The organism is Actinomadura soli, from assembly GCF_005889715.1.
GTDB classification, from domain to species: Bacteria; Actinomycetota; Actinomycetes; order Streptosporangiales; family Streptosporangiaceae; genus Spirillospora; species Spirillospora soli.
In genome coordinates this window covers 1-16675 of the sequence record NZ_VCKW01000195.1, presented here as the reverse complement: position 1 = coordinate 16675, position 16675 = coordinate 1, and the positions used below count along the sequence as shown (strand labels likewise).

Annotated in this window: 17 protein-coding genes; 7 read left to right on the top strand and 10 right to left on the bottom strand. The window is 70.9% G+C overall.

Translation table 11 applies throughout. The annotated features are described in order from the left end of the window. Positions 1 to 289: 289 nt before the first annotated feature. Complete coding sequence (locus ETD83_RS29860) at positions 290 to 1801, top strand: DHA2 family efflux MFS transporter permease subunit (protein WP_230421289.1); 1512 nt, start codon at positions 290 to 292, stop codon at positions 1799 to 1801. A gap of 723 nt (positions 1802 to 2524) precedes the next feature. On the opposite strand, the gene ETD83_RS29855 is transcribed toward ETD83_RS29860, so the two are convergent. Then, positions 2525 to 4060, bottom strand: coding sequence for an acyl-CoA synthetase (locus tag ETD83_RS29855; RefSeq protein ID WP_138648544.1), 1536 nt, complete (start codon positions 4058 to 4060; stop codon positions 2525 to 2527). 66 nt (positions 4061 to 4126) lie between these two features. Continuing rightward, positions 4127 to 4357, bottom strand: a complete 231-nt coding sequence (locus tag ETD83_RS29850; protein WP_121434796.1) for a DUF397 domain-containing protein — start codon at positions 4355 to 4357, stop codon at positions 4127 to 4129. A 199-nt stretch (positions 4358 to 4556) separates the two neighbouring features. On the opposite strand from ETD83_RS29850, the gene ETD83_RS29845 reads away from it, so the two are divergent. After that, positions 4557 to 5255, top strand: a complete 699-nt coding sequence (locus tag ETD83_RS29845; protein WP_138648543.1) for an ATP-binding protein — start codon at positions 4557 to 4559, stop codon at positions 5253 to 5255. On the opposite strand, the gene ETD83_RS29840 is transcribed toward ETD83_RS29845, so the two are convergent. Together ETD83_RS29840 and ETD83_RS29835 are read right to left on the bottom strand one after the other, a co-directional pair. Beyond that, positions 5188 to 6621: an alpha,alpha-trehalose-phosphate synthase (UDP-forming) gene (locus tag ETD83_RS29840; RefSeq protein WP_230421290.1), complete on the bottom strand. Its 1434-nt coding sequence runs from the start codon at positions 6619 to 6621 to the stop codon at positions 5188 to 5190. The genes ETD83_RS29845 and ETD83_RS29840 overlap by 68 nt on opposite strands. Positions 6622 to 7233: 612 nt before the next feature. Continuing rightward, positions 7234 to 7695: a DoxX family protein gene (locus ETD83_RS29835; RefSeq protein WP_138648541.1), complete on the bottom strand. Its 462-nt coding sequence runs from the start codon at positions 7693 to 7695 to the stop codon at positions 7234 to 7236. Positions 7696 to 7828: 133 nt separating this feature from the next. Between ETD83_RS29835 and ETD83_RS29830 the strand changes: the two genes are divergently transcribed. Both ETD83_RS29830 and ETD83_RS29825 read left to right on the top strand, forming a co-directional pair. Further along, a complete protein-coding gene (locus ETD83_RS29830; protein WP_138648540.1) occupies positions 7829 to 8290 on the top strand; it encodes a MarR family winged helix-turn-helix transcriptional regulator in 462 nt (153 codons plus the stop codon). Between the two features lie 27 nt (positions 8291 to 8317). Next, positions 8318 to 9418 (top strand): FAD-binding protein, encoded by a 1101-nt coding sequence (locus ETD83_RS29825; protein ID WP_138648539.1) that lies wholly within the window; start codon positions 8318 to 8320, stop codon positions 9416 to 9418. A gap of 51 nt (positions 9419 to 9469) precedes the next feature. On the opposite strand, the gene ETD83_RS29820 is transcribed toward ETD83_RS29825, so the two are convergent. Next, on the bottom strand, positions 9470 to 9988 hold the full coding sequence (locus ETD83_RS29820) for a YbaK/EbsC family protein (RefSeq protein ID WP_138648538.1): 519 nt from the start codon (positions 9986 to 9988) through the stop codon (positions 9470 to 9472). Positions 9989 to 10220: 232 nt separating this feature from the next. Between ETD83_RS29820 and ETD83_RS29815 the strand changes: the two genes are divergently transcribed. After that, entirely contained in the window at positions 10221 to 10655 is a 435-nt protein-coding gene (locus ETD83_RS29815) for a YncE family protein (protein WP_138648537.1), read from the top strand. Positions 10656 to 10730: 75 nt separating this feature from the next. Here ETD83_RS29815 and fdhA read toward each other — a convergent pair whose 3' ends face one another. The 4 genes from fdhA to ETD83_RS29795 form a co-directional block, all read right to left on the bottom strand. Next, positions 10731 to 11945 (bottom strand): formaldehyde dehydrogenase, glutathione-independent, encoded by a 1215-nt coding sequence (gene fdhA, locus ETD83_RS29810; protein WP_230421288.1) that lies wholly within the window; start codon positions 11943 to 11945, stop codon positions 10731 to 10733. Between the two features lie 79 nt (positions 11946 to 12024). Continuing rightward, entirely contained in the window at positions 12025 to 12678 is a 654-nt protein-coding gene (locus ETD83_RS29805) for a response regulator (protein WP_138648535.1), read from the bottom strand. Continuing rightward, a complete protein-coding gene (locus ETD83_RS29800) occupies positions 12669 to 13841 on the bottom strand; it encodes a sensor histidine kinase (protein WP_230421287.1) in 1173 nt (390 codons plus the stop codon). The genes ETD83_RS29805 and ETD83_RS29800 overlap by 10 nt, the downstream gene beginning before the upstream one ends. Then, a complete protein-coding gene (locus ETD83_RS29795) occupies positions 13825 to 14520 on the bottom strand; it encodes a DedA family protein (RefSeq protein WP_407921531.1) in 696 nt (231 codons plus the stop codon). The genes ETD83_RS29800 and ETD83_RS29795 overlap by 17 nt, the downstream gene beginning before the upstream one ends. Positions 14521 to 14925: 405 nt before the next feature. Between ETD83_RS29795 and ETD83_RS29790 the strand changes: the two genes are divergently transcribed. Further along, positions 14926 to 15423 (top strand): hypothetical protein, encoded by a 498-nt coding sequence (locus tag ETD83_RS29790; RefSeq protein WP_230421286.1) that lies wholly within the window; start codon positions 14926 to 14928, stop codon positions 15421 to 15423. Between the two features lie 159 nt (positions 15424 to 15582). Beyond that, a complete protein-coding gene (locus ETD83_RS29785; RefSeq protein WP_131969936.1) occupies positions 15583 to 15771 on the top strand; it encodes a DUF5999 family protein in 189 nt (62 codons plus the stop codon). Positions 15772 to 15802: 31 nt separating this feature from the next. Here ETD83_RS29785 and ETD83_RS29780 read toward each other — a convergent pair whose 3' ends face one another. After that, positions 15803 to 16435 carry a YdcF family protein gene (locus ETD83_RS29780; protein WP_171064505.1) on the bottom strand — a complete coding sequence of 211 codons (633 nt, stop codon included), beginning with the start codon at positions 16433 to 16435 and terminating at the stop codon, positions 15803 to 15805. Between the last annotated feature and the right edge of the window lie 240 nt (positions 16436 to 16675).

Here is a 16675-nt window from a genome sequence, read left to right as displayed (position 1 = left end):
TGTGTATAAGAGACAGGGTCGGGGTGTCGCGTCTGTCACACTTCGTTGACCTCAAGCGAGGTCGAGGTCGCCCGCTGGCGCTCGTGGAGCAGGGCTGTTCTGTCAGACCCCCTTGGAATACTCCCGGAACCTGCGGAGTTAAACGGTTCGCGAAAGTGTCAGTCGCTGCAGTATTTTGCGGCGGTACCCCCTGAACCTGCCCCACGGTCCTGCGTGCCCGCATGCGCGGGCCCCGACGATTGGATGAGAGTTGACCGCTCCCGCGTCTCCAACGACAGCGGACGGCCCGTTGAAGGAGCCCGCAGCCGACGGCGGGCTTGACCGTGGCGTGCTCGCCGTGGCCGGGGTCGTCATCGTCGGCGCCATTATGGCGATCCTGGACGTCACCGTCGTCAATGTCGCCATCAACGACCTGGCCAAGGAGTTCAACACCTCGCTGGCGACGATCCAATGGGTCGCGACCGGCTACACGCTGGCACTGGCCACCGTGATCCCCCTCACGGGCTGGGCCTCGGCGAGGTTCGGCACCAAGCGCCTTTACATGATCTCGATCGGGCTGTTCGTGATCGGTTCGACGCTCGCCGGCGTCGCGTGGTCGGCGGAGTCCTTGATCGTGTTCCGCGTCCTGCAGGGCCTCGGCGGCGGCATGATCATGCCCGCGGCCATGACGATCATGACGCAGGCGGCCGGGCCGCAGCGGGTCGGCCAGGTGATGAGCATCGTCGGCGTGCCGATGCTGCTCGGCCCGATCCTCGGCCCGATCATCGGCGGCTACCTCGTCGACGACGTCTCGTGGCGCTGGATCTTCTTCATCAACCTGCCCATCGGCGTCGTCGCGCTGATTCTGGCGGCCAAGGTCCTCAAGCGGGACGAGCCGAAGCCGGCTGAGCGACTCGACTTCCTCGGGCTGATCCTGCTGTCACCCGGGCTGGCGTCGCTGATCTACGGTGTGGCCAAGGGCGCCGAGTCGAGAGACTTCCTGAAGACGGAGCCGCTGATCTTCACCGTCGCCGGTGCGGTGCTGGTGCTCGGGTTCGTGTTCCGGGCGCTGAACGCCCGGAACCCGCTGATCGACCTGCGGCTGCTGAGGCGCCGGTCGGTGGCGGCGGCGTCCGGCACGATGGTGCTGTTCATGGTCGCGTTCATGGGCGCGATGCTGCTGCTGCCGCTGTACTTCCAGACGGTGCGCGGCGAGGGCGCGATGAACGCCGGCCTGCTGCTGGCCCCGCAGGGGCTCGGCGCGATGGTCACGATGCCGATCGGCGGCAAGCTCACCGACCGGATCGGTCCCGGACGGGTCGTGCTGTTCGGCCTCGTCGTCGTGGTGGCGTCCGTCGCGGGCTTCGCCACGATCCTGGAGTCGGACACGTCCTACTGGGCGCTCGGCGGGGCGCTGTTCGTGATGGGCCTCGGCATGGGCATGACGATGATGCCGACGATGGCCGCGGCCATCCAGACGCTCGTGCACGACGAGGTCCCGCGCGCCAGCACGATGCTGAACATCATCCAGCAGGTGTCCGCGTCCATCGGCACCGCGATGATCTCGGTGCTCCTCGCCAACCAGCTCACGTCCAAGCTGGACTCCGCCGGCTTCGGCGGCGCGGGCGGCGGCGAGATCGGCAGCAGCGAGAAGGTGCCGCCGGCGATCATGGAGAAGATCGCGCCTCCGATGGCGGACGCGTTCCAGCACACGTACTGGTACGCGGCCGGGCTGCTCCTCCTGGCCTTCCTGCCGGCGCTGCTGCTGCCGCGCAGGAAGCCGGAGACCAGCACGGCCGACGCGCCGATGCCGATGCACTGAGCCCGCCCGTCGGCGCGGGGCCCCCGCCCCGCGCCGACGGCAACGCTCACGAGAACGCGCCTGTCGCGTTCCAGGCCCCGGCCGGGACAACCACGTCCCCGCCGGGGCCTTCGGCCGTCCACGACCGTCTCAGGCGTCCAAAGAATGCTTCCAGTGCCAAGCGTCGGCAGCCCGCTTCCGCGCCCCAAACGTTCACGGCACGGTTCTCGTCTCGCGCGACGGCAGGCCGCTGCCCAGGCCCAGGCGGTCGAGGGCCGGCTCCTAACTCGAGCGAACGCAAAGCGATCCCGCCTCAAACGTTCGCGGAACACTTCCCAGCCCAAGCGATCGCAGAAACTCCCCCAGCGCGAGCGACCGCAAAATCCTTCCCCGTCTCCAGCGATCGCACGTTTTTCCACCCCGGGCGTCCGCAGGCCGCTCCCCGTCTCATACGCTCGCGGACGCTCCCCCGCCCCGGGCGTTGGCGGGACGCTTCCTAGCCCTTGGCGCTCGCAGGCCACTTCCCAGCCCAGGCGCTCTCAGGCCGCTTCAGTCCGGGCGCTCGCAGGCCGCTCGTCCAGCCCAGGTGGTCGCGGGACGCTTGCCAGTCCCGGGCGCTCACAGGCCGCTTCCCAATCCAGGCGCTCTCAGGCCGCTTCCCTGCCCAGGCGTTCGCAAGACGCTTGCCAGCCCAGGCGGTCGCGGGACGCTTCCCGGCTCGGGTGTTGGTAGGGGCCTGGCGGATTAGGTGGTCGCGGGATCGTCGGTGGGCCAGTACTCGTCTCTGAGGAGGCGTTTGTAGAGCTTGCCGGTGGGGTGGCGGGGGAGCTCAGCGCGGAAGTCGACCGTGCGGGGGCATTTGTAGTGGGCGAGGCGGTCGCGGCAGTAGGCGATCAGCTCGTCCTCCAGCGCGGGGCCCGCGTCGTCCATGGACAGGGGCTGGACGACGGCCTTGACCGCCTCGCCCATCTCCGTGTCCGGGACGCCGAAGACGGCGACGTCCGCGACCTTGGGATGGACGGCGAGGACGTTCTCGGACTCCTGCGGGTAGATGTTCACCCCGCCACTGATGATCATGTAAGAGCGGCGGTCGGTGAGGTAGATGAAGCCGTCCTCGTCCACGTAGCCGATGTCGCCGAGGGTCGTCCAGCCGTGGCCCCCGGGGTCGCGGGACGCGGCGGTCTTCGCCTGGTCGCCGTGGTACTCGAACACCGGGCCGTTGCCGAAGTAGAGCGTGCCGGGGGTGCCCGGCGGGAGTTCCCGGCCTTCCTCGTCGCAGACGTGGACCTCGCCGAGGAGCGGGCGGCCGACGGTGCCGCGGTGGGCGAGCCAGCCCTCTGCGTTGGTGTAGACGAAGCAGTTGCCCTCGGTGCCGGCGTAGTACTCGTGCAGGACCGGGCCCCACCAGTCGATCATCCGCTCCTTGATCGGGACGGGGCAGGGCGCGGCGGCGTGCACGGCCGCCTTCAGGCTGGACACGTCGTAGCGGGCGCGGGTCTCGTCCGGGAGCTTGAGCATCCGGATGAACATGGTCGGCACCCATTGGCTGTGCGTGACGCGGTACCTCTCGATGGCCGCGAGGGCCTGTTCGGGGTCGAACTTCTCCATCACCACGACGGTCGCGCCGAAGCGGTGCAGGGTCATGCTGTAGCGCAGCGGCGCGGCGTGGTAGAGCGGCGCCGGGGACAGGTAGATCGAGTCGGCGTCGGGCTGGAAGAGCAGCGACAGGAGTCCGTAGAGGATGTTCTGGCTGCCCATGGGCCCCTTGGTCAGGGTGGGTTTGACGCCCTTGGGACGGCCTGTCGTCCCGGATGAGTACAGCATGTCGACGCCCTCGCACTCATCCCCGATCGACTCGGGCGGGTAAGGGGCGACGCGTTCCTCATAGGAGTCGTAGCCGGGAACCGTGCCGCCGAGCATGAGCCTCAGCGGCACGTCCGGCGCGGAGCGGGCGGCGGTCTCGACCGACGCGTCGGCGATGAACGCCTTCGCTCCGCAGTTGTCCACGATGTAGGCGAGTTCCTCGGGCTGGAGCCGGGTGCTGACGGCCGTGTAGTAGAGCCCGGACCGCTGGGCGGCCCAGGCCACGGCCAGGAAGTGCGGGTGGTTCTCCAGCATGAACGCGATGTGGTCCCCCGGGCGCAGCCCCTCCGCGCGGAGCAGCTGCGCGAGCCGGTTGGACTCCTCGTTCAGTTCCCGGAAGGTGACGGTCCTCCCAGAGCCCGCCATGATGACGGCGGGCTTGTCGGGCGTCTGTGCGGCGATCTGCCCAAGGTGCATGGCCGCACGTTACCGGCCTGGCGGCCGGGGTGGAATGACGTTCGGTCGAGCGGGTCGGGAGAGCGTTCAGACGAGCATGTGATCGAAGTCGCCGTCCTTGGCTCCTCCCACGAAGGCCTCCACCTCCTCGCGCGTGTAGACGAGCACGGCTCCCTCGGGATCGCGGGAGTTGCGCACGGCGATCTCTCCGCTGGGGAGTTCCGCCATCTCGACGCAGTTACCGGACGGATTGCTCCGCCGGCTCTTCTGCCAGACGAGTTCACCGCGCCAGACGTCCAGCAGTTGTTGGCCGTCCATCGTTGGTCTGCCCCCTCTAGGCGTCTCAGCCTCCACGCAGGAGGCCGCGATCTCGCCCCACCCCACACAATGGTACGAGATGCACGTGCATTCGTTCTTGCATCGGTTCATGCAGACGGTCTTGCATCTGCACGACTTGAGGAGCAAGATAGCGAACGCTCGCCGGTGACCACCCCGCACGCCTCTGAGGTTGTTGACCATGACCGTTGACCAGGCAGACGAAGTCGCAGCTCCCGCCGCCATGGGGGGCGGCAGGCCGCGGCACGCCCCGGCTCTTCATCCGTGGCCCGACGCGCCCCCGGCGCCGCTCGGCCCGAACACCCCCATGAACGTCTCCGCGAACGGCCCGGCCCGCGGGCCCGCGGCCGCCCCGGTCGCCGTGCCGGGGCTGGCCGGGCTCTGGCCCGCGCCGCACTCCGGCACCCCGCGCATGGCCCGCAAGGTGTTCCCCGCGGAGATCACCTCGCCCCGGGCGGCACGCGAGTTCACCCAGGTCACGCTGGACGCCTGGGGCATGTCCGGCGCCGCGGGCGACGTCGTCATCGCGGTGTCCGAGCTGGTGACCAACGCGCTCCGGCACGGCATGGAAGGGCTCCCCCAGCCGCTGCCGCTGTGCCCCATCCAGGTCGTCCTGATCGGGCACCCGAGGCGGCTCGTCGTCTCGGTGACCGACCCGGGCGGCCGCGCGCCCGAGCCCGTCGCGACCGACCCGGCCGGGTTCGTCGAGGGCGGCCGGGGCCTGCTGGTCGTCGGCGCGATCAGCGACGCGTGGGGCTGGGCGCGGCTCGCCACCGGTGGGAAGGCCGTCTGGGCGGCCTTCGACCTGCGGGTCAGCCCTCCAGTGCCGCCGGAACCGGCTCCCGCACCGGCCGGACCCCAGGACGCTCCAGTTCGCTGAGGAAGTCCTGGGCCCAGCGGTCCACGTCGTGCTCGATCACGCGGCGGCGCATCGTGCGCATCCGCCGCGCCTGCTCGGCGGGCTCGGCGTCGAGCGCCGCGAGCAGCGTGCCCTTGAGCCCGTCGATGTCGTACGGGTTGACCTGGAACGCGCCGCGCTTGAGCTCGGCCGCGGCGCCGGTGAACTCGCTGAGCACGAGCGCGCCGCGCAGGTCCTTGCGGCATGCCACGTACTCCTTGGCGACGAGGTTCATGCCGTCCCGCAGCGGTGTGACGACCATCACATCGGCGGCCAGGTAGAGCGCGGTCAGCTCGGCACGGTCATACGAACTGTGCAGATAGTGGACGACCGGAAATCCGATTTCCCCATATTCGCCGTTTATGCGGCCTACCTGCTGTTCGATCTCCTCCCGGAGCAGCTGGTACTGCTCGACCCGCTCCCGGCTCGGCGTCGCGATCTGCACGAACACGGCCTGCCCCGGCTTGAGGCGGCCGTCCTCGAACAACTCCCCGAACGCCTGCAGCCGCTGCGTGATGCCCTTGGTGTAGTCGAGCCGGTCGACGCCGAGCAGGACCGTCGCGTCGCCCAGGTCGGTCCGGATCTCCTGCGCGCGCTCCTGGACGTCCGGACGCCCGACCAGGTCGTTCAGCTCGCCCACGTCCACGGAGATGGGGAACGCGCGGGCCCGGACGATCCGGTCGTCCCAGTACACGTCCTGCTTGACGTGGCGGGTCTCCAGGAGCCGCCGGCAGAGCCGCACGAAGTTGGCCGCCGCGCCCGGGAGCTGGAAGCCGACCAGGTCGGCGCCGAGCAGCCCCTCCAGGATCTGGCGCCGCCACGGCAGCTGCCAGAACAGCTCCAGCGGCGGGAACGGGATGTGCAGGAAGAAGCCGATGCGCAGGTCGGGACGCAGCTCGCGCAGCATCCGCGGGACGAGCTGGAGCTGGTAGTCCTGCACCCAGACGAGGCCCTCCTCCGACGCGACCTCCGCCGCCGCCTCCGCGAACCGCCTGTTCACCTGGACGTAGGCGTCCCACATCGAGCGGTCGTAGATCGGCGGGGCGACGACGTCGTGGTAGAGCGGCCAGAGGGTGGCGTTCGAGAATCCCTCGTAGTACAGCTCCACTTCCCGCGCGGTCTGGGTGATGGGGTGCAGCGCCATGCCGTCCTCCCCGAACGGCTCCAGGCGCTCGTCGGGCGCGCCCGTCCAGCCGATCCAGGTCCCCTTCCTGCGCCGCATCACCGGGGCGATGGCGCTGACCAGGCCGCCTGGGCTCCGCCGCCAGCGCGGAACACCGTCCGCCCCGACGGTCCGGTCGACCGGAAGCCGATTGGCCACCACTACAAACTCACTACCGCGCGACACTGCGACCCGCCTCTCCAGGAACTCCCAGTGATCACCATGCCCAGAAACGGACATCAGGAACATCTTGTCACTTCGACGTTAAGGCGAGATGTCCCGAAAAGGGCGGTGTCAGACGAGCGGGCGCCCCTCTGCGGGGATTGGAGCGAACCATATTCCTTTCTCGGCAGGTAACTCTTGTTTACCGAGCCGTCACGCTCGTGGTGACTCGGCCAAGGAAGAGTTACCTAGATCACACTAGGGTGCGGAGGCATGATACGTGAGGAGACACTCACGGGCGGTACCGGAACGTTGCAAATGCCAGGTCACAGGCGTCCCGCAGATCGTGTCGAGAAAGGCCCGGCGGCGGAGGGCATCTGCATGGAGCGATTCCAGGGCCCCAAAGCAGCGCCCAGCTCGACGGCGGCGAGCGCCTCCAGCCCGTCCACGTCCATGACGCCGGGATCTCAGCGAACGAAGACCCCACGCCCATGAGCCGTGGACGGGCCGGGCGAACAGGCCGACGGCCCAGGGGCGGTGAGCGCGTCGGCCGAAGGCCAGACCGGTCGGGTGGGGGCCGACCAGGTCTGGCGTGGTCAAGCAGCGGGCTCGGCCCGGATCAAGCCGGGGGCCGGGTCAGGCGGGGATGGTCTCGCGTTCGGGAGTGCTCTCATCGCGACGGCGGCCCCAGATGACGCCGTCCAGCGAGAACCGCCCCGCGCCCGTGCCGGCGAGGAGCAGTGACGCCGCGAAGAGGACCATCACGTACTCGTAGCCGCCCTTGTCGAGAAAGAAGCCCTGGTCCATGTGGACGTAGTAGAACGCGCCCGCCATGTTCACGGCGTGCAGGACGGCGACGAGGGGGATCATCAGGCCGATGATGAGCGCGATGCCGCCCAGCAGCTCGACGTAGGTGGTGAACGCGGCGGACACCTCGGGCAGCGGGATGCCGAGCTCGTCGAAGCCTGCGGCGACCTCGGAGTGCCCTTGGTCTGCGAACTTCTTCCAACCGTGCGCGGCGAACATCACACCGATCGCCACCCGGCCGATCAGCAGGCCGGCGTCGGAGAGGGCGGGAAAGCGGCGGGGCGGGAGCATGCCTCGGACTCCTTTGTTGAAGGTTCAAATATGAACTTCCTCGACGCTAGCACTTGATTCAAATCCAGACCATCTTGAAAATTCAATTCGCCTTCGGACCAACTAGAATCACCAGGCCACCTAGAATCACCGCATGAACCAACCCCGGGACGCCCTCGCACCGCGGGAACTGCGCGCCTGGATGGCCTTCCTGGCCGCCGGGCATCTGATCGACCACGAGATCGAGCGGCAGCTCAAACGAGAGGGCGGACTGTCCCACGCCGAGTTCGAGGTGCTGGTCGGGCTGAGCCTCGCCGAGGGCAACCGGCTCCGCATGACGGACCTGGCGCGCGTGGTCATGGTGTCCAAGAGCAGGCTCACGTACCAGGTCACCCAGCTCGAACGGGCGGGGCTCGTCCGGCGGACCGGCAACGAGACCGACCGGCGGTCCGTGTGGGCGGAGCTGACCGACGAGGGCGCGCAAGTGCTCGCCAAGGTCCGGCCGGGGCACCGCCGCGTCGTCCGCGAGACGCTGATCGAGGTGCTGGCCCCGGAGGAGATCGACGTGCTCGGCGACGCGCTCGGCCGCGTGGCCGACCGGCTGCGAGAGCGATGACCCGGGGACGCCTGGAAGGCGGTGCGCATGCGTGACTTCGGCGGGATCGTGGAACGGTCGCCCGTCCGCGTCGTCCGGCCGAGGTCGGGGGGCGAGGTGGCCCGCGCCGTCCGCGAGGCCGCCGCCCAGGGCCTGGACGCGGTGCCGCGCGGCCTCGGGCACTCCACGTACGGCCAGTCCCTCACCGGGGGCGTGTCGATCGATCTGCGCGAGCTGACCGGCGTCGACGTCGGCGCGCGGCACGTCGTCGTCGCCGCCGGGACGAGCTGGCGCCAGGTCCTCGACGCGACGCTGCCGCGCGGGCTGGCCCCGCCGGTCCTGACCGACTACCTCGACGTGACGGTCGGCGGGACGATCTCCGCCGGCGGCATCGGCGGGACGTCCCACGTGCGCGGCGTCCAGGCCGAGCACGTCCTCGCCCTGGACGTCGTCGTGGAGGGCGGGCCCGTGGTCTGCTCCCCCGCCGTCCGGCCCGGCCTGTTCGACGCCGTCCGCGCCGGGCTCGGGCGGCACGGCGTCATCACCCGGGCGACGCTGCCGCTGGTCCCGGCGCCGGAGCGGGTGCTGTGCTGCACCATCCCGTGCCGGGACGCCGAGGACGTGCTCCGCGTCCAGCGCGAGCTGCGCGCGGACGACATCTCGGCGCAGGTGAAGCCGTCCGAGAGCGGCGACGGGTGGACGTACGAGACCAAGGCCGTCCTCTACGGGGACAAGGCCGAGCCGCCGCCCGGCACGGCGGAGACCGAGGAGCTCTCGTTCCTCGACTTCTGCGACCGGATGCGTCCCGACGTCGAGGAGCTGATCAGGCTCGGCGAATGGGCGCGCCCGCACCCGTGGGCGATGGTGTTCCTGCCCGCGTCGCGCGCCGCCGCGGTGATCGAGGAGACGCTGGCGGAGATGACCACGGCCGCCCTGGGCCTCAGCGGCGTCATCCTGATCAAGGCCCTGCGGGTCGGCCACGTGCCGATGCTCGCCGTGCCGGACGATCCCGTCCTGTTCAGCGTCCTGCGCACCGCCTCGCCCGGCTGCGCATCTGTCGCGGACATGCTCGCCGCCAACCGGACGCTGCTCGACCGCGCCCGCGCCGCGGGCGGCACCCGGTACGCCGTCGACTCCGTTCCCGCCTGATCCGCCGGCGGATGTTGTTCCCTCGCCCGGGCGACCGGGTCGGCGGCGGGGTCAGAGCGCCAGGGCGATGACCTCGGCGCTAGGAAGGCCCGCGAGCGCCTTGCCGGGAAGGAGGATCTTCGACTTGCGCAGGCCGCTGCCGATGACGGCCTGCGGGGCGGCGGCGACGGCCTCGTCCACGAGGATCGGCCAGCCCTCGGGGAGGCCGACCGGGGTGATCCCGCCGTACTCCATGCCGGTGAGCGCGGTCGCCTCGGCCATCGGCGCGAACGACGCCTTCCGGGCGCCGAGGCGCTTGCGGACGACGCCGTTCACGTCCGCGCGGCCGGTGGCGAGGATCATGCACGCGGCGTAGGTGACCTCGCCGCCGCGTTTGGCGGCGACGACCACGCAGTTGGCGCTGGCGTCGAGCGGGACGTCGTAGCGCTCGCAGAACGCGGCCGTGTCGGCCAGCTCCGGGTCGATCTCCGCGACCTCCGCGCCCGGGACGCCGCCGATCGCCGCCGCTACCGGATCGGCGAGCAGTTCCGGACGTTCCCCCGCCGGTCCCCATTCGAGCTTTCCGACCATGAGCGCATCCCCTCTCGTGTTCCCCGGGCTCCCACCCTGCCACGGACTTGGGGGTGCGGCGCCCCGGCGCGGGGCGGCCACGGGCAGGGGACGGACGGATGAACGGGTGCCGGCCCGTGGGCCGGCACCCGTCCGACTCTAGACGGGTCCTTGCTGCACGGGATCCGTTCGGAACGGCCCGGTCGTCGCCGGGCAGCTGGACCTGTCGCTGTCGGAGCTGACGGTCTACTCGGTGGACGGCGCCGACCTGAAGAAGGGCACGGCGGGCGAGGTCGTCGGGTCCAACCTCACCGACGTGGGTGTCGCGCCAGACGGCGCGTCCCTCTACAGCGCGTCCGGTTCACGGGACCACGTGGAGGCGTTCGCGACCGGTGACCTGGCCGGACGCGGCTCGTACCGCACCGGCGCGTTCCCCAACGCCACCGCCGCCTCGCCCGACGGCAAGCACGTCGCGACCGCGCGCCGGACCGGGATGGAGGACGACGTCCGGATCTACAAGGTCGGCGGCGCCACGCCGGTTCGCGAGTACGACCTCGGCTCCGGCGTCACGGCCGCGCCGCGCGGGCTGGCCTGGAGCGCGGCCTGCGACGACCTCTTCGTGATCACCGACACCGCCGGCGACACCCGGCCCGAGCTGCGCGTGTTCCACCACCCGACCGGCTGGTGACCGGCACGGCGGGCGGCGGGCGGCGCGGCACCGCCGCCCGTCCGCCCACCACGCCGCGGCGCGCGGGGCCGCGGGTCAGTTCGGGGTCGCCGGCACCGCGTGCGGGTCGAGGACGTACTTGCTCGCCGCGCCGAGGTCGAACTCGGCGTAGGCCTCGGGCGCCTGGTCGAGCGGGATCACCGTCGCGTTGACGTTCCGCGCGATCTGGACGCGGTCGTGCAGGATCGCCATCATCAGCTGGCGGTTGTAGGTCATCACCGGGCACTGCCCCGTGGTGAGGACCTGCGACTTCGCCCAGCCGAGGCCGATGCGCAGGCCGAGCTGCCCGATCTTGGCGTTCTCGTCCGGCGCGCCCGGGTCGCCGGTGACGTACAGGCCGGGGATGCCGAGCCGCCCGGCGGCGCGGGTGATGTCCATCAGCGTGTTCAGGACCGTCGCGGGCTGCTCGCCGGCGGATCCATCGGGGCCGTGGCCGCGCGCCTCGAACCCGACGCAGTCGACGGCCGCGTCCACCTCGGGGACACCGAGGATCTGGTCGAGCTGCTCGGGGATGTCGGCGTGCTCGGCCAGGTCGATCGTCTCGCAGCCGAACCCGCGGGCCTGGTCCAGCCGCCGCGCGTTCATGTCGCCGACGATCACCACGGCGGCGCCGAGCAGCAGGCACGCGGTGGCGCAGGCGAGCCCGACCGGGCCCGCGCCCGCCACGTAGACGGTGGAGCCGGTGGTGACGCCCGCCGTGCAGGCGCCGTGGTAGCCGGTCGGGAAGATGTCCGACAGCATCGCCAGGTCCTGCAGCTTCGCCATCACGGTGTCGCGGTCGGCGGGGAACTTGAGCAGGTTGAAGTCCGCGTACGGGACGACCGCGTAGCGGGCCTGGCCGCCGTGCCAGCCGCCCATGTCGACGTACCCGTAGGCGGCGCCCGGCCGGTCTCGGTTGACGTTCTCGCACACGCCGGTGTGCCGCTCCTTGCAGTTGCGGCACCGCCCGCACGCGATGTTGAACGGGACGCTGACGAGGTCGCCCCGCTTGATGAACTCGACGTCCCGGCCGAGCTCGATCACCTCGCCGGTGATCTCGTGGCCGAGCGTGAGCCCGGCGGGCGCGGTGGTCCGGCCGCGCACCATGTGCTGGTCGGAGCCGCAGATGTTGGTCGCCAGCACCTTCAGGATGACGCCGTGCTGGAGTTTCCGGCCGTTCTGCTCGGTCAGTTCGAGCTTCGGGAAGTCCAGGTCCTCGACCGTGACCTCGCCCGGCCGCTGGTACACGACGCCTCGGTTGGTGTCCGCCACGGCCCCTCCCTCCGCGGGTCGGTGGATCGGTCCAACTCCCATACCCGATTTGCTGCTGTTAGTCCGTTTTCAACCGGATTCAGCCAGGGGTTCCGAGGTAGCGCAGGACGGCGAGGACGCGGCGGCTGTAGCCGGTCGCGTGCGAGAGGTCGAGCTTGTCGAAGATCGCGTTGACGTGCTTCTCCACGGCGCTCTGCGAGATGTGCAGGATCTCGCCGATCGAGGCGTTGGTATGCCCCTGCGCCATGTGATCGATGACGTCCCGTTCGCGCGGCGTCAGGCGGGACAGGGGGTCGGCCCGGGTCCCGTGCGCGGCGAGGAGGCGCCGCACGACCTCGGGGTCGAACGCCGCGCCGCCCGCGCCGACCCGGTCGAGGGCGTCCAGGAACTCGTCCACCTGCGCCACGCGGTCCTTCAGCAGGTAGCCGACGCCGGTGGTGTCCGCGGTGATCAGCTCGGTGGCGTAGCGCTTCTCAACGTACTGCGACAGGACGAGGACGCCGACGTCCGGCCAGCGCTCCCTGATCTCCAGCGCGGCGCGCAGGCCCTCGTCGGTGTGCGTCGGCGGCATCCGGACGTCCACGACCACGACGTCCGGCGGGCCCGCCGCCACGGCCGCGAGCAGCGCGTCGCCGTCGCCGACCGCCGCCTCCACGTCGTGGCCCTCCTCGGCGAGCAGCCGCACCAGGCCCTCGCGGAGCAGCGTGGAGTCCTCGGCCAGCATCACCCGCACGGCAGCTCCGCGGTGATCACGGTCGGGCCGCCGGGCGGGCTGTCCACGCCGAACGCGCCGTCCAGCGCGGCGACCCTGCGGGCCAGGCCGGCGAGCCCGCCGCCGCCCGGGTCGGCTCCGCCGCCGCCGTCGTCCTCGATGCGCACGCCGATCATTGTGGCCGATCCGGTGACGTCCACCCGGACCCGGCGGGCGCCTGAGTGCTTGGCCGCGTTCGTGACGGCCTCGCAGACGACGAAGTACGCGGCCGTCTCGACCGCGTGCGGGGGCCGTCCGGGCACGTCGTAGGCGATCGTGACCGGCAGCGGGGTGCGTTCGGCGACCGTCTCCAGCGCCGCGCGCAGGCCCTCGCCGTCCAGCGCGGCCGGATAGACGCGCCAGGTGACCTCCCGCAGGTCCTCAAGGGCGCGCTGCGACTCCTCGTGCGCCTGCCTCAGCAGGTCGGCCGCCTTCTCCCCGTCCCCGGCGCGGCGGGCGCGGCCGATCAGCATGCCGAGCGCGACGAGGCGCTGCTGGACGCCGTCGTGCAGATCGCGTTCGATGCGGCGGCGCTCGTCGTCCACCGCGTCCACGACCTCCGCCCGCGTGACGGACAGCTGCGCGATGCGCCGCTCGTACTCCTCCAATGGGCTCGGGCCCAGGCACCGCCGCGCCACCGTCTTCTCCAGCGCGACGACCCCGACGAGCCCCTGGACGGCAAGGAACAGCAGCACCAGCCCAAGGACCGCGGTGTAAAGGACGATCCACCAGCTAGGCGGGATGCCGTCCAGGTAGTCACCGGTGACCCACCAGCTCCAGGCCAGCGCGACCGCCATCGCCGCGCCGTAGACGAGCAATAGCAGGATCACCGCGCCGAGCAGCCCGACCGGCACACGCAGGACGAGATAGGCCAGCGCCTTCAGCGGACCGTATTGGACGGGCCTGTCCTCGCCGTGGAACCTCCTGAGCCGCCACCGCTCCAGTTCGGTCGCGGCCTGGGCGGCGTCCGCGACGACCGTCGGCACCACCCGCTGGCCGCGTGAAAAGGCCAGCGAGTAGGCCATCAGGAGCGCCGCCACGGCCAGCAGGACCAGTTCCACACCGGCGGTGACCGCGCCCAGCGACAGCCCCGCCGCGGCCCGGACGATGCCACGCGGGCCACGGCGGTCAGAAGATCCGGTCACGTACGACCTCTCGTTCCCGCGCGTGTTCCCCCGCGCCTCGCCGCGCTTTCACGATACGCACGGCGACGAAGGCGGCGGCGCCGAGGACGGCGAGCGCGAGCACGCCCTTGGAGTAGACGCCGACGTACTCCTCGACCGTCCGCCAGTTGTCGCCGAGCCCGTACCCGGCCAGGACGAACGCCGTGTTCCACAGCAGGCTGCCCAGGCCGGTGTAGATCAGGAACGTGGTCATCCGCATCCGCTCCAGCCCCGCCGGGACGGAGACCAGGCTGCGGAAGATCGGGATCATGCGCCCGAAGAACACCGCCTTGCCGCCGTGGCGGGCGAACCACGCCTCCGTCCGGTCCAGGTCGGACAGCTTGACGAGCGGGAGCCGCGCCACGAGCGCGCGGATCCGGTCGCGGCCGATCAGCGCGCCGAACCCGTAGAGGACCAGGGCCCCGACGACGCTGCCGGCCGTCGTCCAGAAGAGCGCCGCCACCAGGCTCATCCGGCCCTGCGCGGCGGTGAACCCTGCCAGCGGCAGGATCACCTCGCTGGGCAGCGGCGGGAACAGGTTCTCCAGCGCGATCGCCAGCCCGGCGCCCGGCGCGCCGAGCGTGTCCATCAGATCCGTCGCCCATCCCGCGATGCCGCCGGTCGGCTCGCTCCCGGCCGCCGCGTACGCCATTTCGATCATGTTGACGACGCTAGGAACCGCCCGGTCCCGTCACCATGGTGAACGCCGTCCGCCTGACCGGCCGCGCTCCGCACCCCTCCCCTGTGGAAAACCACACCCCCAGCACCTCTGACCGCCGCGGACCGTGGGCGTACGCGTCCGTCAACACCGACAGGCGGGATTCAGCGGAGAGTGAAACCCGCTCCGGGCGCGGGCCTGGACGGGGAGGCTCGGCGCGCCGGTTCCCGCAGGCCGCACGGGTTCTGGACGCAGCCTCGCCCGGTTTCGGTCCCGACCTCCGCCACCATCCGGGTAAAGAATCTTTTTGATCGACTTTTCAGTAAAGAACCTTTCTTGTAGCGTTCGCAGGGTTTTGTGAAGTGAATTCATGATCAAATCCCGCCGCACGACCATAAGGAAGCCGCGATGCCCTGGGCCACCGGCCTGGCCGCGGCCGCGCTCCTCGGCCTCCTGACGTTCCTGGCCACGGCGCGGCACGGCAGGCGCCGAGACGAGCCGGCGAACGAGCACCCCGAGTCCCTGACGGCCGTGCTCGGCCCTGGCGACGAGGAATACCTCGCGTGGCTGGCCGACCACCACTGGCCGGGCGACGAGTACCTCGACCTCGAACACGAGTGGATGGGCGAACTGGAGGCCGGCGGAGTGGCCGGCCCCTACGAGTCGCCGCTTTGCCCCCGCTGTGACCTGCGGTGCGAGGACGTGTGGCCGTGCCCGACCTGCGGCCGGCTGCTGCACTCGTCCTGCGGCCACGGGATGCGGCGCCGGAGGGTCGACCGCCCGTACCGGACCCACGTCACCAACCCGGAGGCGGTCATCGCGGAGTGGATCTGCACCGGCTGCGCCTCGGTCGTCGGCCTGGACGTCGACCACGGCGGCGATCCCGATGAGGGCCTCTTGCGGTAAATCAGGCTGGATTGCCCCGTCTTGTCCGGCTTCACACGTTCTGGACGGTAAAGAATCCATCATCGACTTGCATATTTCGGACGTGCGACGGCAGGCTGCATCTATGTCCTTAATCACAGGGACACCGTGGAGGACACCGTGACCGCACAACACGACTCGATCTGCTCGCACGAACCGCCCTGCCCGACGCCGGACGCTCTCGACCGCGAGGCCGCCCGCACCGTCGCCAGCCACCCGGAGCAAGGGTGGAGCCTGCTCTGCAACGGCATCGTCGTCTTCGACGACACGGGCGAGCTGCTGCCGGACGGCCGCGTGATCGCTCCGCACCGTCCCACCACCGCCGCCTAGGCCCCGCGCGGGCGGCCCGGCGCCGGCGGGATCACCTGATCACGTGCCGGTCGTAGCCGAGCCGCGCCAGTTCCTCGTACGCCGCCCACACCGCCGCCGGGACGGGCATCGGCACCTGGAAGCCCCGCTCCGCGTAGACGACCATGCGCTGCAGGTCGCCCACCATCAGCTCGATGAACTGCCGCTCGTCCTCGGCGAACGCCTCGAACCCCAGCTCGGGCGCGGAGGCGGCCCAGCTCACCCCGGCCCACTGGCGCCGCGCCGTGGCCAGCGCCCGGCGCGTCATGTAGGGCTTGGCGACCAGGATCCCGCGCCCCACCGCGACGCCCCGCTCCTCCAGCAGCCGCCTGGACGCGGTGATGTTCTCCCCCGTGTTCGCCGCGGTCTCCTCCAGCAGCAGCGCCCGCTCCGGTACCCCGTGCTCGCGCGCGACACGTCCGAACACCCGCGCCTCGGTCAGCTCCCAGTCCGACGTGACCTTCCCGCGTCCGCCCGACACGACCACCAGCGGCGCCCACCCCTCGTGCCAGAGCCGCGCCGCGTGCACCGCCACCCGCGTGTCGTGGCTGCCCAGCGCGAGGATGAGGTCAGCCTTGGAGAGGGGCTCGGACAGGACGAGATGGTCCCAGACGATCCTCGCCAGCTCGCGCGTACGCGCGTCCACCTGAGACTCCACGGGCCCATTGTCTCCGGCGGTCAGCATGTCGGGCTCCCATCCGAAGGGTCGTCCAGGTAGCGTTCAACTGTTTTGCTCCTTACGCAAGAATCATGTGGAACTCGACCGCGGAAGGACGGTGTGGTGTGATCACAGTCCTGGTCCTCGTGGCCTTGGCCGCCCTGTTCGGCCTCTGCCTGCCGAACCTGCTCCGCCCCATGCCGCCCGTCCACGCCCACGACCCCGACC

Bases quoted from the DNA above. Each gene is read 5' to 3' on its own strand.
- ETD83_RS29855 (WP_138648544.1), bottom strand. From the start codon at position 4,060: ATGCACCTTGGGCAGATCGCCGCACAGACGCCCGACAAGCCCGCCGTC.
- ETD83_RS29850 (WP_121434796.1), bottom strand. From the start codon at position 4,357: ATGGACGGCCAACAACTGCTGGACGTCTGGCGCGGTGAACTCGTCTGG.
- ETD83_RS29845 (WP_138648543.1), top strand. From the start codon at position 4,557: ATGACCGTTGACCAGGCAGACGAAGTCGCAGCTCCCGCCGCCATGGGG.
- ETD83_RS29835 (WP_138648541.1), bottom strand. From the start codon at position 7,695: ATGCTCCCGCCCCGCCGCTTTCCCGCCCTCTCCGACGCCGGCCTGCTG.
- ETD83_RS29830 (WP_138648540.1), top strand. From the start codon at position 7,829: ATGAACCAACCCCGGGACGCCCTCGCACCGCGGGAACTGCGCGCCTGG.
- ETD83_RS29825 (WP_138648539.1), top strand. From the start codon at position 8,318: ATGCGTGACTTCGGCGGGATCGTGGAACGGTCGCCCGTCCGCGTCGTC.
- ETD83_RS29820 (WP_138648538.1), bottom strand. From the start codon at position 9,988: ATGGTCGGAAAGCTCGAATGGGGACCGGCGGGGGAACGTCCGGAACTG.
- ETD83_RS29795 (WP_407921531.1), bottom strand. From the start codon at position 14,520: ATGATCGAAATGGCGTACGCGGCGGCCGGGAGCGAGCCGACCGGCGGC.
- ETD83_RS29790 (WP_230421286.1), top strand. From the start codon at position 14,926: ATGCCCTGGGCCACCGGCCTGGCCGCGGCCGCGCTCCTCGGCCTCCTG.